This window comes from Amycolatopsis sp. NPDC004747, from assembly GCF_053601335.1.
On record NZ_JBSGBQ010000011.1, the window covers coordinates 216,077 to 229,956 of the forward strand.

Annotated in this window: 16 protein-coding genes and 1 pseudogene; 6 read left to right on the forward strand and 11 right to left on the reverse strand. The window is 69.9% G+C overall.

Translation table 11 applies throughout. From position 1 onward, the window contains the following. Nucleotides 1-278 precede the first annotated feature (278 nt). The 5 genes from trpA to ACWEGE_RS20020 form a co-directional block, all read right to left on the reverse strand. Nucleotides 279-1,070, reverse strand: coding sequence for a tryptophan synthase subunit alpha (trpA, locus tag ACWEGE_RS20000; protein ID WP_449661937.1), 792 nt, complete (start codon nucleotides 1,068-1,070; stop codon nucleotides 279-281). Further along, complete coding sequence (gene trpB, locus ACWEGE_RS20005) at nucleotides 1,067-2,278, reverse strand: tryptophan synthase subunit beta (RefSeq protein ID WP_449661938.1); 1,212 nt, start codon at nucleotides 2,276-2,278, stop codon at nucleotides 1,067-1,069. The genes trpA and trpB overlap by 4 nt, the downstream gene beginning before the upstream one ends. After that, nucleotides 2,275-3,084: an indole-3-glycerol phosphate synthase TrpC gene (gene trpC / locus ACWEGE_RS20010; protein ID WP_449661939.1), complete on the reverse strand. Its 810-nt coding sequence runs from the start codon at nucleotides 3,082-3,084 to the stop codon at nucleotides 2,275-2,277. Before trpC ends, trpB begins: the two co-directional genes overlap by 4 nt. Nucleotides 3,085-3,208: 124 nt before the next feature. Then, nucleotides 3,209-3,736 carry a Trp biosynthesis-associated membrane protein gene (locus tag ACWEGE_RS20015; protein ID WP_449662027.1) on the reverse strand — a complete coding sequence of 176 codons (528 nt, stop codon included), beginning with the start codon at nucleotides 3,734-3,736 and terminating at the stop codon, nucleotides 3,209-3,211. 58 nt (nucleotides 3,737-3,794) lie between these two features. Continuing rightward, nucleotides 3,795-5,354, reverse strand: coding sequence for an anthranilate synthase component I (locus tag ACWEGE_RS20020; RefSeq protein ID WP_449661940.1), 1,560 nt, complete (start codon nucleotides 5,352-5,354; stop codon nucleotides 3,795-3,797). A 95-nt stretch (nucleotides 5,355-5,449) separates the two neighbouring features. Here ACWEGE_RS20020 and ACWEGE_RS20025 point away from each other — a divergent pair, with 95 nt between their 5' ends. Continuing rightward, on the forward strand, nucleotides 5,450-6,064 hold the full coding sequence (locus tag ACWEGE_RS20025) for a TetR/AcrR family transcriptional regulator (RefSeq protein ID WP_449661941.1): 615 nt from the start codon (nucleotides 5,450-5,452) through the stop codon (nucleotides 6,062-6,064). On the opposite strand, the gene ACWEGE_RS20030 is transcribed toward ACWEGE_RS20025, so the two are convergent. Further along, on the reverse strand, nucleotides 6,040-7,053 hold the full coding sequence (locus tag ACWEGE_RS20030) for a hypothetical protein (RefSeq protein ID WP_449661942.1): 1,014 nt from the start codon (nucleotides 7,051-7,053) through the stop codon (nucleotides 6,040-6,042). The two genes, ACWEGE_RS20025 and ACWEGE_RS20030, sit on opposite strands and share 25 nt — an antisense overlap. Before the next feature lie 300 nt (nucleotides 7,054-7,353). Here ACWEGE_RS20030 and ACWEGE_RS20035 point away from each other — a divergent pair, with 300 nt between their 5' ends. Further along, complete coding sequence (locus ACWEGE_RS20035) at nucleotides 7,354-8,187, forward strand: helix-turn-helix domain-containing protein (protein WP_449661943.1); 834 nt, start codon at nucleotides 7,354-7,356, stop codon at nucleotides 8,185-8,187. 13 nt (nucleotides 8,188-8,200) lie between these two features. After that, nucleotides 8,201-8,383: a DUF397 domain-containing protein gene (locus ACWEGE_RS20040; RefSeq protein WP_449661944.1), complete on the forward strand. Its 183-nt coding sequence runs from the start codon at nucleotides 8,201-8,203 to the stop codon at nucleotides 8,381-8,383. Here the strand turns inward: ACWEGE_RS20040 and ACWEGE_RS20045 are convergent. The 5 genes from ACWEGE_RS20045 to hisF are packed head-to-tail and all read right to left on the reverse strand — an operon-like array spanning nucleotide 8,359 to nucleotide 10,760. Beyond that, nucleotides 8,359-8,886: a hypothetical protein gene (locus tag ACWEGE_RS20045; RefSeq protein WP_449661945.1), complete on the reverse strand. Its 528-nt coding sequence runs from the start codon at nucleotides 8,884-8,886 to the stop codon at nucleotides 8,359-8,361. The two genes, ACWEGE_RS20040 and ACWEGE_RS20045, sit on opposite strands and share 25 nt — an antisense overlap. Nucleotides 8,887-8,894: 8 nt before the next feature. Continuing rightward, a complete protein-coding gene (locus ACWEGE_RS20050) occupies nucleotides 8,895-9,257 on the reverse strand; it encodes a DUF1304 domain-containing protein (RefSeq protein ID WP_449661946.1) in 363 nt (120 codons plus the stop codon). Beyond that, complete coding sequence (gene hisI / locus ACWEGE_RS20055; protein WP_004561853.1) at nucleotides 9,254-9,616, reverse strand: phosphoribosyl-AMP cyclohydrolase; 363 nt, start codon at nucleotides 9,614-9,616, stop codon at nucleotides 9,254-9,256. Before hisI ends, ACWEGE_RS20050 begins: the two co-directional genes overlap by 4 nt. Next, on the reverse strand, nucleotides 9,613-9,990 hold the full coding sequence (locus tag ACWEGE_RS20060) for a hypothetical protein (protein WP_449661947.1): 378 nt from the start codon (nucleotides 9,988-9,990) through the stop codon (nucleotides 9,613-9,615). The genes hisI and ACWEGE_RS20060 overlap by 4 nt, the downstream gene beginning before the upstream one ends. Then, nucleotides 9,987-10,760, reverse strand: coding sequence for an imidazole glycerol phosphate synthase subunit HisF (hisF, locus tag ACWEGE_RS20065; RefSeq protein ID WP_449661948.1), 774 nt, complete (start codon nucleotides 10,758-10,760; stop codon nucleotides 9,987-9,989). The genes ACWEGE_RS20060 and hisF overlap by 4 nt, the downstream gene beginning before the upstream one ends. Before the next feature lie 259 nt (nucleotides 10,761-11,019). Between hisF and ACWEGE_RS20070 the strand changes: the two are divergent. From ACWEGE_RS20070 to ACWEGE_RS20080, 3 genes and pseudogenes are all read left to right on the forward strand, one after another. Next, a pseudogene (locus ACWEGE_RS20070) lies at nucleotides 11,020-11,856 on the forward strand (phytase); the annotation flags it as partial. Nucleotides 11,857-12,038: 182 nt separating this feature from the next. Next, complete coding sequence (locus tag ACWEGE_RS20075; protein ID WP_449661949.1) at nucleotides 12,039-12,326, forward strand: hypothetical protein; 288 nt, start codon at nucleotides 12,039-12,041, stop codon at nucleotides 12,324-12,326. Nucleotides 12,327-12,490: 164 nt separating this feature from the next. After that, a partial coding sequence (locus ACWEGE_RS20080; protein WP_449661950.1) for a hypothetical protein occupies nucleotides 12,491-13,880 on the forward strand: 1,390 nt, incomplete at its 3' end.

The window sequence follows — 13,880 nt, forward strand, 5'->3', positions numbered from 1 at the left end:
CGATCTTTCCCGTCCGTAAGAGTCAATCTTCGGCGGCGTATTCTTTCCCGGTCGGGGACGTTTCCGGGAAGTCAATTCCCAACGAATTGGCCCGAATGCCGAGGAAACCGGCGAAGAATTGGCATTCGGCGTAATCGCGGGGCCGGGGATTTCCGCCCGCGGTCACCGTCTCGGGCGCGCTGCCGCAGCGCCGGAGGTGTCCCCGGCGCTCGTCCGGCCGCGCGATTTGCGGGAGGTACCCCACGTCCTGCTCGATGGACGAACGGGCGCGCTCCGGGTCAGGCGGTCGCGACCGCCCGGCGCACACCGTCGGCCAGCTCGGCCGACAGGGCACGCACCCCGGCCGTCCCCTCGGCCGCCGCGGTGACCAGCGCCGAACCCACGATCACCGCGTCCGCGAACGAGGCCACCTCGGCCGCCTGGTCGCCCGAGCGCACGCCCAGGCCCACGCCGATCGGCAGGGAAGTGTGCGCTCGTGTGCGGCGGACCAGCTCCTCGGCCCCCGCGCCGACCTGGTCGCGCGCGCCCGTCACGCCCATCACCGCGGTCGCGTAGATGAAGCCGGACGACGCGGCCGCCGTCAGGGCGAGCCGCTCCTCCGAAGACGAGGGCGCCACCAGGAACGTCCGGTCCAGGTCGTGCTCTTCGGACGCCTTCAGCCACGCGCCGGCCTCGTCCGGGATCAGGTCCGGGGTGATCAGGCCGAGCCCGCCCGCCGCGGCGAGGTCGCGCGCGAAGCGGTCCACGCCGTAGCGGTTCACCGGGTTCCAGTACGTCATCACGACCGCGCGGCCGCCCCGCGAAGCCACCGACTCCACCACCTCGAACACGTGCTTGAGGCGGAAGCCGTTGTCCAGCGCCGTCACCGAGGCCGCCTGGATCGTCGGGCCGTCCATCACCGGGTCCGAATACGGGACGCCGACCTCGATCAGGTCCGCTCCCCCGTCGACGCAGGCCGCGATCAGGTCCTTCGAGCCCTCGACCGTCGGGAAGCCCGCGGGCAGGTAGCCGACCAGCGCGGCGCGGCCCTCCGCGCGGGTCGTCGCGAAGAGGTCGTCCAGCCCGCTCATTCGTTCACCAGTCCGAACCACTTGGCCGCCGTGTCCATGTCCTTGTCGCCGCGGCCGGAGAGGTTGACCACGATCAGCCCGTCCGGGCCCAGCTCGCGGCCCAGCTCCAGCGCGCCGGCCAGCGCGTGCGCCGACTCGATCGCCGGGATGATGCCCTCGGTGCGCGACAGCAGCTTGAACGCGTCCATCGCCTGGGCGTCGGTGATCGGGCGGTACTCGGCGCGGCCGGTGTCCTTGAGCCACGCGTGCTCGGGACCGACGCCCGGGTAGTCCAGCCCGGCCGAGATCGAGTGCGACTCGACCGTCTGGCCGTCCTCGTCCTGCAGCAGGTACGTCATCGCGCCGTGCAGGTTGCCCGGGGTGCCCTTGGTCAGCGTCGCGCCGTGGCGGTTGCCCTCGATGCCCTCGCCGCCCGGCTCCAGCCCGACCAGCCGCACCGACGGGTCGTCGTAGAAGCCCGAGAAGATGCCGATGGCGTTCGACCCGCCGCCGACGCAGGCCGCGACGACGTCCGGCAGGCGCCCGGCCTGCTCGAGGATCTGCTCGCGGGCCTCGGTGCCGATGACGTGGTGGAAGTTGCGCACCATGGTCGGGAACGGCGCCGGGCCGGCCGCCGTGCCGAAGAGGTAGTGCGTGGTGTCGGCGTTGGTGACCCAGTCGCGCAGCGCCTCGTTGATCGCGTCCTTCAGCGTCCGCGACCCGGTCTTGACCGGGATCACCTCGGCGCCGAGCAGCCGCATGCGGGCCACGTTCAGCGCCTGGCGCTCGGTGTCGACCTCGCCCATGTAGACGACGCAGTCGAGGTCGAGCAGCGCGCACGCGGTGGCCGTCGCGACGCCGTGCTGGCCCGCGCCGGTCTCGGCGATGACCCGCTTCTTGCCCATCCGCTTGGTGAGCAGCGCCTGGCCCAGCACGTTGTTGATCTTGTGCGAGCCGGTGTGGTTGAGGTCCTCGCGCTTGAGGAACACCCGCGCGCCGCCGGCGTGCTCGCCGAAGCGCTTGGCCTCGGTGAGCAGCGACGGGCGGCCCGCGTACTCGCGCAGCAGGCGGTTGAACTCGTTCAGGAACTCCGGGTCGTGGCGGGCCTTGTCGTACTCGGTGGCGACCTCGTCGACGACGCCGATCAGCGCCTCCGGCATGTACCGCCCGCCGTACGGGCCGTAGTAGCCGCGCTCGTCCGGGTCGTGCTTGTCGTGCTGCTCGGTCACCGCGACGGCCTCGGGCAGGCGGGGTGGGAACCGGCGGTGACCAGCTTGACCAGGGCGCCCTTCGGGTCGCCGGAGGCGACGAGCCCCTCGCCGACCAGCACCGCGTCGGCGCCGTGGCCGGCGTACGACATCAGGTCGCCCGGGCCGCGGACGCCGGACTCGGCGACCTTGTAGACGTCCATCGGCAGGCCGGGGGCCAGCCGCGAGAAGACGTCCCGGTCGACCTCGAGGGTGTGCAGGTTGCGCGCGTTGACGCCGATGACCTTGGCACCCGCCTCGAGGGCCCGGTCGGCCTCCTCGGCGTTGTGGATCTCCACCAGCGCTGTCATGCCGAGCGATTCGACGCGGTCGAGCAGCGCGACGAGCGCGTTCTGCTCCAGCGCGGCGACGATCAGCAGCACCATGTCGGCGCCGTGCAGGCGGGCCTCGTGCACCTGGTACGGGCTGACGACGAAGTCCTTGCGCAGGATGGGGATGTCCACCGCGGCGCGGACCGCGTCCAGGTCGGCCAGCGAGCCGCCGAAGCGGCGCTGCTCGGTGAGCACGCTGATCACGCGCGCCCCGCCGGCTTCGTAGTCCTTCGCCAGCGCGGCCGGGTCGGGGATCTCGGCCAGCTCGCCCTTCGAGGGGCTGCGCCGCTTGACTTCGGCGATCACGCCGATGCCGGACTCGCGCAGGGCGGCCATCACGTCGCGGGGCGCCGGGGCGGCGGCCGCGCGGATCTTCAGCTCGTCGAACGGCAGCGCGGATTCCCGCACGGCGAGATCTTCCCGCACGCCGGCGACGATGTCTTCGAGCACGCTCACCGGGCGCCCCCACCAGGGCGCGTGCTCACGGATTCACTCGCAAGGTCGCTCACAAAAACCTTCCCCTTCCCGCCGAAACGATGCTAACCCCCGCATCCGAGCCGCCCGGTTCCGGGTGTGCGCGTTACTCCGAATGCCTGCCCCGGACGTCCGTGGGGTCTTCCCCTTCGGACAGCGCCTCCCACAGCTCCGCGTCCGGGTCACGGACCTTTTTCCGGGTCGCCGGGGCCGCGTACTTCGCGCCGAGCCGGGTGGCCCGGGCCGCGCCCTTGACGGCTGCCAACCCGCCGGCGGCGACGAGAATTCCCCCGAGCACCGCGAGGCCGCGCCCGAGCAGCATCTGGGCGACCGGCAGGCCGTCGGCGTAGCCGGAGAACCGGACGCCGTCGACGCCGCTCCAGACCGCCGCCACGCCGGCCAGTGCCAGCACGACGCCCAGCACGCGCCGCGCCCAGCCCCCGGTGGCCACCAGCCCGGCCACGCCGGCCAGTGCCAGCAGCGCCAGCGGCACGAGCGCGGTGGCCCGCTGCTCGCCGGTCTCGCGGTACAGGACGATCCCGCGCACGCCGCCGTCGCGGAACTCGGCGAACCACGTCAGCCGTGACGCACCCCACAGCGCGGCCGCGCCGAGCAGCAGGGCGAGCACGATCATCCACAGTGGACGCTTCGCCGCCGGGGCGGCCGCGGCCACCGGGCCGGCTTCCGGCGTGTCAGACATGGGCGGAGTCCGCGGCCGGGTCGAAGGCGCCCGCCGCCACCATCGTCTGCGCGGCGGCGACCGCCGAGAGCACGGTCCGGGCCTTGTTCAGCGATTCGGTGTCCTCGTAGTCCGGCACCGAGTCGGCGACCACCCCGCCCCCGGCCTGGACGTGCGCGATGCCGTCCTTGACCAGCGCGGTGCGGATCGCGATCGCGGTGTCGGCGTCGCCGGCGAAGTCGAGGTAGCCGACGACCCCGCCGTAGAGCGCGCGGCGGACCGGCTCCAGCTCCTCGATCAGCTCCATCGCGCGGACCTTGGGCGCGCCGGAGAGCGTCCCGGCCGGGAAGCACGCCGTGACCGCGTCGAACGCCGTCTTGCCCTCGGCCAGCTCGCCGGTGACGGTGGACACGATGTGCATGACGTGGCTGTAGCGCTCGATCTGGAAGAAGTCGACGACGCGCACGGTGCCGGGCTTGCAGACCTTGCCCAGGTCGTTGCGGCCGAGGTCGACGAGCATCAGGTGCTCGGCGCGCTCCTTCTCGTCGGCCAGGAGGTCCTTGGCCAGCTGCGCGTCCTCCTCCGGGTCGGCGCCACGCCAGCGGGTGCCCGCGATCGGGTGCGTGGTCGCGCGGCCGTCCCGCACGGTGACCAGCGATTCGGGGCTGGAGCCGACGATGTCGAAGCCCTCCAGCCGCAGCAGGTACATGTACGGGCTCGGGTTGGACGTCCGCAGCACGCGGTAGATGTCGATCGCGTCGGCCGCGGTCGGGATCTCGAACCGTTGCGACGGCACGATCTGGAACGCTTCACCGGCCTTGATCGCCTCGACGGCCTTCTCGACGGCCGCGTGGAAGTCCTCCTTCGACCGCTTCCGGGTGAATTCCGGCGCGGGCCGGTCGAACGCGGCGACGGTGGCGGGCGCGGCCACCTGCAGCTGCTCGGTCATCGCGGAGAGGCGGGCCACGGCGTCGTCGTAGGCCGCGTCCACGCGCTCGGGCGAGTCGTCCCAGTTGACGGCGTTCGCGATCAGCGTGACCGTGCCCTCGTGGTGGTCGAACGCGGCCAGGTCGGTGGCCAGGAGCATGGTCAGCTCGGGCACGTCGAGGTCGCGCTCGGCCAGCTCCGGCAGCTTTTCCAGCCAGCGCACGGCGTCGTAGCCGATGTAGCCGACCATGCCGCCGGTCAGCGGGGGCAGGCCGGGCAGCGGCTCGGTGTGCAGGGCCTCGATGGTCTCGCGCAGCACCTGCAGCGGGTTGCCTTCGGAGGGCAGGCCGACCGGCGGGGTGCCGGTCCAGACCGCTTCGCCGTCGCGGACGGTGAGCGCCGCCGGGCTGCGGACGCCGATGAACGACCAGCGGGTCCAGGACGCGCCGTTTTCGGCCGACTCGAACAGGAACGTGCCGGGCCGGTCGGCGGCGAGCTTGCGGTACACCCCGATCGGCGTCTCGCCGTCGGCGAGGACCCGGCGCACGACCGGGATCACTCGGCGGCTCTCGGCGAGGGCGCGGAAGTCTTCGCGGGAGGGGCTGACCGTGCCGGGACCGGCCGAACCGGCGGATGCGCTGACCATGGCCCTCATTGTGCCGGTCCCCGGAGGACCGGCGACGCTGGGTGTCGAATTCAACGTTCATTGAATTCCAGTGGTCCGTGCGTCATGATGGAGCCGTGAGCACCACCGACCACCCCGAGACTACTGCCCGCCGCCGCGGCCGCAGGCCGGCCGGCCAGGACACCCGCACGACGCTGATCGAAGCCGCGCGGGCGGTGTTCGCCGAGACCGGCTACGACGGGGCGACCGTGCGCGCGATCGCCACCCGCGCCGGCGTCGACGCGGCGATGGTCAACCACTGGTTCGGCAGCAAGGAGGGCCTGTTCGCCCAGGCCGTCCTCGAGCTGCCGTTCGACCCGCTGGAGCTGCAGAAGGCGCTGCGCAACGGGCCCGACGACGAGCTGGGTGAACGGATCGTCCGCACCTTCATCACCCGCTGGGACAGCGCGGGCGGCGGCCAGTTCGTGGCGCTCATCCGCAGCATCACCGGCCACGAGCAGGCCGGGCACGTGCTGCGCGACTTCTTCCAGCGGTTCTTCAGCGCGCTGATCACCTCGGTCGGCTCCGACCGCATCCCGCTGCGGATGAACCTGTGCGCGACCCAGATGGTGGGCCTGGGCATGGTCCGGTACGTCGCGAAGTTCGAGCCGCTCACCACCGAGGAGGTCGAGGTCCTGGTGCGCGCGATCGCGCCGAACCTGCAGCGCTACCTCACCGGTGACATCGGCTGAGCCCGCGGTCCGGCGGCGTACACCGGGACGCAGTGCGGCCCGGCCCGGCCGGGCGCGGGTGGGAAGAGGACGACCATCTGCCGCCCCCAGCCCCCGATCCACGCGCGGCGGCGGACCACGGCGTCCGGGCGGTGCAGCGACGGCGCGCACCGCAGGTCGATGCCGCTGCCGTCGCGGTAGCGGGCCTCGATCTCCACCGCGCGCCGGACCTGCGGCACGGCGGTCACCGTCGCGATCCGCCACCCGGTCGCCGCGACCGCGCGGGCCCGGCGCCACCAGCCCAGCGCCACGGACGCCGCCAACGGCAGCACGATGAAGCCCGTCACCAGCAACACGACGCCGAAACCCACGAGGACCCCGTCGTCGTTCGCCTCTTCGGTGGTGCGGACGCGCGCCGGGCCGGCCGGGTCGTAGACGACCGTCACCGGGTCGCCTTCGTGGTACTCACGTCCGGAGTCGAGGGCGATCTCCGCCACCCGGGAACCGCCCGGTGCCTCGTACCGCACCTCGATCGTCGGGGTGCCGCGGGCCGGGTCGTGGACGGCGACCACCGAGCCGCCGGTGCGGGCGCCGGTGACCAGGAGGTTCGCCGCTGCCCGCTCGGCCGCCATCACGGCGGCGAGGCCGGCCGCGAACACCACGGCCCAGGCGGCGGCGATCCCGGCGGCGCGGAGGGCGGTCCGGCGCAGGCGCGCGGTCTGCGCGGCGAGGTCGACCCGGCCCTCGCCGTGGGAGCCCTCGCGCGTGGGCAGCCAAGCGCCGAAGTCCGGCACCTCGGCGAGCCGCCGCCGGTCGGGGGCGTGCAGGCGGTGCACGCCGAACGCGGCGAGGGCCAGGGATCCGGTCAGGATCACGGCCTCACCGAGGAGTTCGCCGTCCGCGAAGCCGTAGCCCGGGGTCAGCAGCGAGTACGCCGTGCCCGCGCCGAAGAACAGGAAGGTGAGCATCGCGGCCACGATCAGCACGAGCCGGCCCCGCCGCAGCTCCATCAGCCCAGTTTAGCCAGTTCAGCGGCGGCTTCCGCCCACCGAGCGGGGCGCGACGGGTGACCGGCGGCGGCAAAACGGCGAGCAAGGGAATCCGGTCCCCTGGTTCGAACCGCCGCGACAAGGACGAAAACCCGAAAGCGCCCACCTCGGCTCCGGACGAGGCCTCGCAGGGGATCCACCGGCCGAGCTCAACCGCGAAGCACGCCCGTCACCCGAATGCCGGAATGAATGGCGATTCCGCGCATTTCGTGGACACCATTCGCACATCCGGGGAATCGACGCGATTCGTATTATCGGCTCATGAAGCCAACGTCTTCGGGACCCGCCGCGAGAACTCTCGCCGCTTCGCTGCGCGAAGAACGCGAAGGACGCAAAGTCGGTCTGCGCGTTCTCGCCGACGAGCTGGGGATTCTTCCCCAGCTGTTGTCGGCGTGGGAGAAGGGGATTCGCCTGCCGAGCGTCGAGGACGTGTCGGCGATCCTGGCGCTGCTCGGCATCCACGGGGAGAAGCGCGACCGGATCCGCACCCTGGCCCGGCACGCCCGCGAACCCAATTGGCTGGCCTCGACCAACGCCGACATCTCCCACGCCCTCACGGCATTGCTGGCCTTCGAGAGCACGGCCACCAAGATCACCGCCTGGTCGCCGCTGCTCGTGCCCGGACTGCTGCAGACACCGGACTACATCCGGTCGATCATGGAGGCATCTTCGGTCAACATCGAGGAAGCCGACAAGCGCCTGCGCATCCGGCTCAAGCGGCAGGCGGTGCTCACTCGGCAGGACCCGGTCGCGCTCCGCGCTCTGATCGGCGAGTGGGCGATCCGGGAAACCGTCGGCACCCCGGAGATCATGTCCGACCAGATCGATCACCTGATCGAAGTATCGCGGCGCACGAACGTTTCCGTGCGCGTGGTCCCCGCCGGAATCGGCTACCACATCGGTCTGCTGGGACCGTTCGAGATCTACGAGTTCCCCGGCACGCCACCCATCACCTTCGTCGAACATGTCCATTCGAGCGCTTTCCTGCACGAAAAAACGCAAACCCTCGCCCACCAGCGGGTGGTTAAGATGCTTGGCGAGCAGGCGTTGAGCGAGGCGGCCTCCCGAGAGCTCCTCGAGGAGGCGGCACACTAGCGGAGGCGACCACATGGCCGTTTGGCGGAAGTCCTCGTACAGCGGGGAAAACTACAGCTGCGTCGAGGTGGCGCTGGGACCGGTCGTGGGCGTGCGGGACACCAAGGCCCGCCAAGCCGGTCAGCTGACCGTCTCCGCGCGGGCCTGGCGTTCCGCGCTCGACCGCCTGGCTCAGGATCCCGGCAGCCACCGGTAGGTGGCGGCCCGCGCCCGGAACAGCACCGCCTTCTCCCGCCAGGGTGGCTTGGGCGGGACGAACACCGTCAGCGCGGCGGGCCCGTTCCCGGCGATGAGCGCGGGCAGGTCCGGCACGTCCGACAGCGCCCGCACCGCGGCGTTGGTCTCCAACGGCCGGAGGTCGATGCGGCTGCCGTCCGGGAACCGCACGGCGATGGCGCCCGACGTCCGCTCCGCCGAGGTCACTCCGGCCAGGGTGACCGTCGCGGTGCGCCAGCCCGTCCGGCGGGCGGCGATCGCCTGCCGGTGGACCGCGAAAGCCCAGCAGCCGGAGACCCCGGTGAACACCGCGGCCCCCGCCGCCGGCACCGGGCGGCCGGCGAACCCGAAGGCCGCGGCGATCAGCACGCCCGCCACCGTGGTGAACACCCAGCGCGCGAACCTCGTGTGCAGCACGGCCGTTCCCCTGGCCGCCCACTCCGGTTCGCCGCGTTCCGGCGGTGGCAGCCAGTCGCCGGCCATCGCGTGGCCTACCGCGCGAGCAGCAGCGCGATCAGCGCCAGCGCGCCCGGCACCACCTGCACGAACAGGATCCGCTTGCTGGCCGTCGCGGCGCCGTAGAGACCCGCGATGATCACGCAGACGATGCCGTACAGCTTGAGCTGGAACCCGGTCGGGTCGCTCGCGACGAGGCCCCACACCAGTGCGAGAGCCAGGAAGCCGTTGTAGAGCCCCTGGTTCGCCGCGAGCGTCTTGGTCTGCTCCGCGAACTCCTTCGTCGTGCCGAAGCCGGCGCGGGCGCGGGGCGTCGTCCAGAGGAACATCTCGAGGACGACGATGTAGAGGTGGATCAGGGCGACGAGCCCGACCAGGATGTCGGCGACGATGGTCACGCGTGCTCTTTCTCATCCGCCAGGAGGAGACGTTCCTCGGTGTCGAAACAGGTGTGCGTGCCGGTGTGACAGGCCGGGCCGGTCTGGTCGACGCGCAGCAGGACAGTATCGCCGTCACAGTCGATGCGCACTTCGCGAACGTGCTGGTAGTGCCCGGATGTCTCGCCCTTGACCCACAGCTTCCGCCGGCTGCGCGACCAGTACGTCCCGCGGCGGGTGGCCAGTGTCGCCGCGAGGGCGTCGTCGTTCATCCAGGCCATCATCAGCACGTCCGAGGTGGCGTGCTCGACGACGACCGCGGCGATCAGGCCGTCGGCGTTGCGCTTGAGGCGCGCCGAGACGGCCGCGTCCAGGGTCATGCGGTGGCTCCCAGGAGGTGCCGCTTGAGCGGCATCGAGTTCAGCAGGACGAACGCGTAGCCGTAGCCCGCGAAGGACAGACCGGAGAACAGCTTGTTGAACCACAGCTCGGCGCCGAGCAGCAGGAACGCGTGCAGCAGCGCGAACACCACGGTGACGACCAGGCCGCCGATCCGGGCGCTGCCCAGCTTCAGCACGAGCCCGGTGGTCACCACCGCGCCGAGGACCAGCGCGAGCGCCGGCATCCGGTAGATGGCCAGGCCCGCCCCGGCGCTCAGCACCGGGATCAGGTCGAGCAGCGCCCACGCCACCGGCAGCCCGACCAGCAGGCCGGCGACGACTTTCACCTCGACGGGTGCCTGCCAGGACTTCACCGGACCTCGACCCCGCCTTCGCGCAGGGCGCCCTTGACGTCCCCGATCTTCAGCTGTCCGAAGTGGAACACGCTGGCGGCGAGCACGGCGTCGGCGCCGGTCCGCACCGCGGGCAGGAAGTGCTCGACCGCGCCCGCTCCCCCGCTGGCGATCACCGGGACGCGCACGGCCTTGCGCACGAGTTCGATGAGCTCGAGGTCGAAGCCGTTCTTGGTGCCGTCGGCGTCCATCGAGTTCAGCAGGATCTCCCCGACGCCGAGCTCCTCGCCGCGGGCGGCCCACTCGACGGCGTCGATCCCGGTCCCGCGGCGGCCGCCGTGGGTGGTGACCTCGAAGCCGGAGGCGGTCGGCTCGCCGCCCTCGGGCACGCGCCGGGCGTCGACGGACAGCACGATGCACTGGGCGCCGAACCGTCTCGACGCCTCGCTGAGGAACTCGGGCCGCGCGATGGCGGCGGTGTTGATGCTGACCTTGTCGGCGCCGGTCCGCAGCAGCCGGTTGACGTCGTCGTTGCTGCGCACCCCGCCCCCGACGGTGAGCGGGATGAAGACCTGCTCGGCGGTCCGGCGGACGACGTCGTAGGTGGTCTCGCGGTCACCGGAGGAAGCCGTGACGTCGAGGAAGGTGAGCTCGTCGGCGCCCTCGGCGTCGTAGCGCCGGGCCAGCTCGACGGGGTCACCGGCGTCGCGGAGGCCGGCGAAGTTGACACCCTTCACGACCCGGCCCGCGTCGACGTCGAGACAGGGGATCACCCGCACCGCGACAGACATGGCCACCAGCGTAGTCAAGGGGCTCCGGACCTCCGCGGATGGCACGGCCCGGGCATCCGCCGGGCACGCTCCGGCCACCCGATCCGCCTGGTTTCCGCGCGTGCGCAGACTCCTCCCGGTGGCCGTGGCCGCCGTCTCCCTGCAGCGGCAGGCGGCCTGCCGACCACAGTCCCGCTTCGGCTGCTCCCCGCGATCGGGTGCCCGTCCTGCACCCGCGCGACCCCGAGCGCGGCGTCATCGGCACCCTCAAGTCGACGTCGTCGGGGACCCGGCCGCGGCGCCCGTGTTCTCCGCGTCGGAGTGCGAAGTGGACCAGCAGCGGACCGCCTACGGGCCGGCCGCGGGCCGGGACCCGCGCACCGGCGTCCGATGGGCCGCGATGACCCGGCGGCACGAGACGCGCGTGGCGCTGCTGCGGCTGGTGGGCCGGTCGGACGGCACGGTTGCTTTTCGGGGGTTCTGGGTGGCGGAGCCCCCGCCCTGGGGCGAAGCCCCGGATGGCGCGGTCGGCACCGCGCCGATCGCTGCCGTGAACCTGCCCTCGCGGTTCCGCCTGCCGGGCGGGACCGCGTGGTCGCCGTGTGAGGTGCCCGGCGAGGGGCCCCAGCTGGAGGGCTTGGTGCTCGACGACCGTGTGCTCCACACCGCCCAGGAGGACGTCGGGATCTGGCGAATCCCGCTGTCGCCTTCCGGCTTCGGGCGGCCCGAGCTGATCGACCGGGTGCGCCCCTTCGTCGTCCCCGCTCGCTGGGACGCGGCCAGGGAGGAGTGCGTCCCGGACGGCCCCGGCTACGGCGGCCGCCGGCTGACGGCCGACGTGGAGGGCCTGTCGGTGGCGAACGGCACCCTGTCCGCCTCCAGCCGGGGCGACTCGCGGTTCGTCGTGTACGGCAAGCACGTCCGCGACCTGCGGATCGTCACGGGCCGGAGCACGGTGGAGCACTCCGACGGCTCGTCGATCAGCACGGCCTCCCTCGGCCACCGCTTCCCGCACGGCGTGTTGGTGGTCCACGATGGCGAGCGCCACCCCGCGGCGGGCGACCCGCTGACCACGGGGTTCGCCGTTGTCCGGCTGGAGGACGTCCTCGGCCGGTAACCGGACCGAACCTCCGTTTCACCGCGGGGCTTTCCCGTGCAAATCAGGGGCAAGTCCGGTACCGTGACAAGATGGATCCTCCTACGCTAAATAACCTATGCGCCCACAACTGAATATCGAGAACACATTTCAGATTATCTAATTTACTTAGCTTTTATATATTTTACTAAACTTAAATCGAAATGAGTGATCTCATGGCGACGTCCGACGATGATTCAAGACGTTCAAAACTTCCCAAAGTCGCCGCCGTCGGCGGCGGAACCGCATTAGTTGGCTGCCTGGCCGCCGCGGCCGCACAGCCAATAGTTGCAGCAATCGGACTCACGGTTGCTCTCGCACTTGTTAGCTACGCAATCATCCTGGCCGCACAAGAAGTTTACCCACGAATCAAAACGGGGAACTGGGAAATAAACTTCGAACGGCTTCCGAAGGAGAACGATACGGAGCCCGGCGACGGAGACAGGAAATAGCGGTGCCGGCAAGCAGCGACAGTGAGCCCGACAGCACTCTGCCAACTCGGGCAGCCACTGCCGACGACCATGTCATGGCCGGCAGTACCGGCCGTGACATGGATCGACAGCTCAAACTCCCGTCCACAGGACGGGCACCCTCCCCGGAATGGCTCCGGTCAAGGTTGAGCGACGACAACTGGCCACATTATTTCCTACAGGCAGTCGCCAGTGCAAAAGATCCCTCATATCACCTCGTCGCCCGACAGTGGCTGGACAGCCACGACTTCGACTCACCCGACTGGGCCGATGTATTCGAAGCAATGGTCGATATTTCGTGCACCGACGACGACTCCCGACTGGGTCAGGACTGGCTTTCCCGGAAACCGGACAACAGTCCTCATTGGCAGCAAGTTTTCAAGGCATTGCTACAAGAAGCGGCAGATTGCCCAGCAAACTTCGACCTCGGAATCACCTGGCTAAGGAAACGAAGAGTTCGCCACCCCCTATGGCTCTGGACCGTCACCAAGTTACATGAAGCGCGCCCGGAAGACCCACGACTCAAATCGATTGTCCGAGAAATAGTAGGCGACCACGATTTACATCCAATGGACGAACCATTGACAATTGCCTCGTTGCTCAAGGTTGCCCCGGAAAGTAGCCTCGCGCACTCAACGGCGCTTGAATGGCTGGATAAAAACGATGACAACCCGGCCGCGTCGTTTGTGATCGAAGCGCTGCTTTCGACTAGCATCGGCGCTTCGCGCAACCTCCGATCCGCCCAATCCTGGCTACTGCGGCACATCAGTTCCGCACAGTCAAGTTTCGTCCTTCGACCACTAATCCTCAACGCAGAAGCAGAAGAAGCAGACGTGGCCGAAGTGTTGTACGCTTGGCTAGAGGCCCACAACACCGATCCCGGTTTACCCTACATTCTCCAAGCTGTTGTCCATCGCCGATTCACGAGCGACTCGATCGACAGGATCATATCTCGCTGGCTGGAAGAATCTTTCGCCAAAGAGCCAGAGTGGTTCCACCTGATTGTCGAATGCCTCAAGTCCGGGCGCTTGAAGCATCAGACAATCAGCTTGGCACGCACCTGGCTGTTCCAAGCCTCCGGCGAAGAGGCCAACTACAGTTCGATCCTGCGCGCACTCCTTCGAGCAGCGCCGAACGATATCGATCTTTTTTACCAGGGCATGCAGTGGCTACAAAGCCACAGCTGGCACTCACCTCAGTGGGCACCCAACCTAGAAGCATTGTTGCACTCACGCCGTCCGGCCAAGATCAGTTTGATCGAGGAGGCTCACGGATGGTTGGACCATTTCTCCGCCAAAGAACCTGCCTGGAATCGAATACTCCAAGCTGTTCTTAAAACCACCGACGCCCCAACATGGGCACTCGACTACGCCCACGAATGGCTCAGCACAACACCACACACCACACCAGCCTGGAACTACGTACTCCAAGCGACCCTCAAAACCACCGACGCCCCAACATGGGCACTCGACTACGCCCACGAATGGCTCAGCACAACACCACACACCACACCAGCCTGGAACTACGTACTCCAAA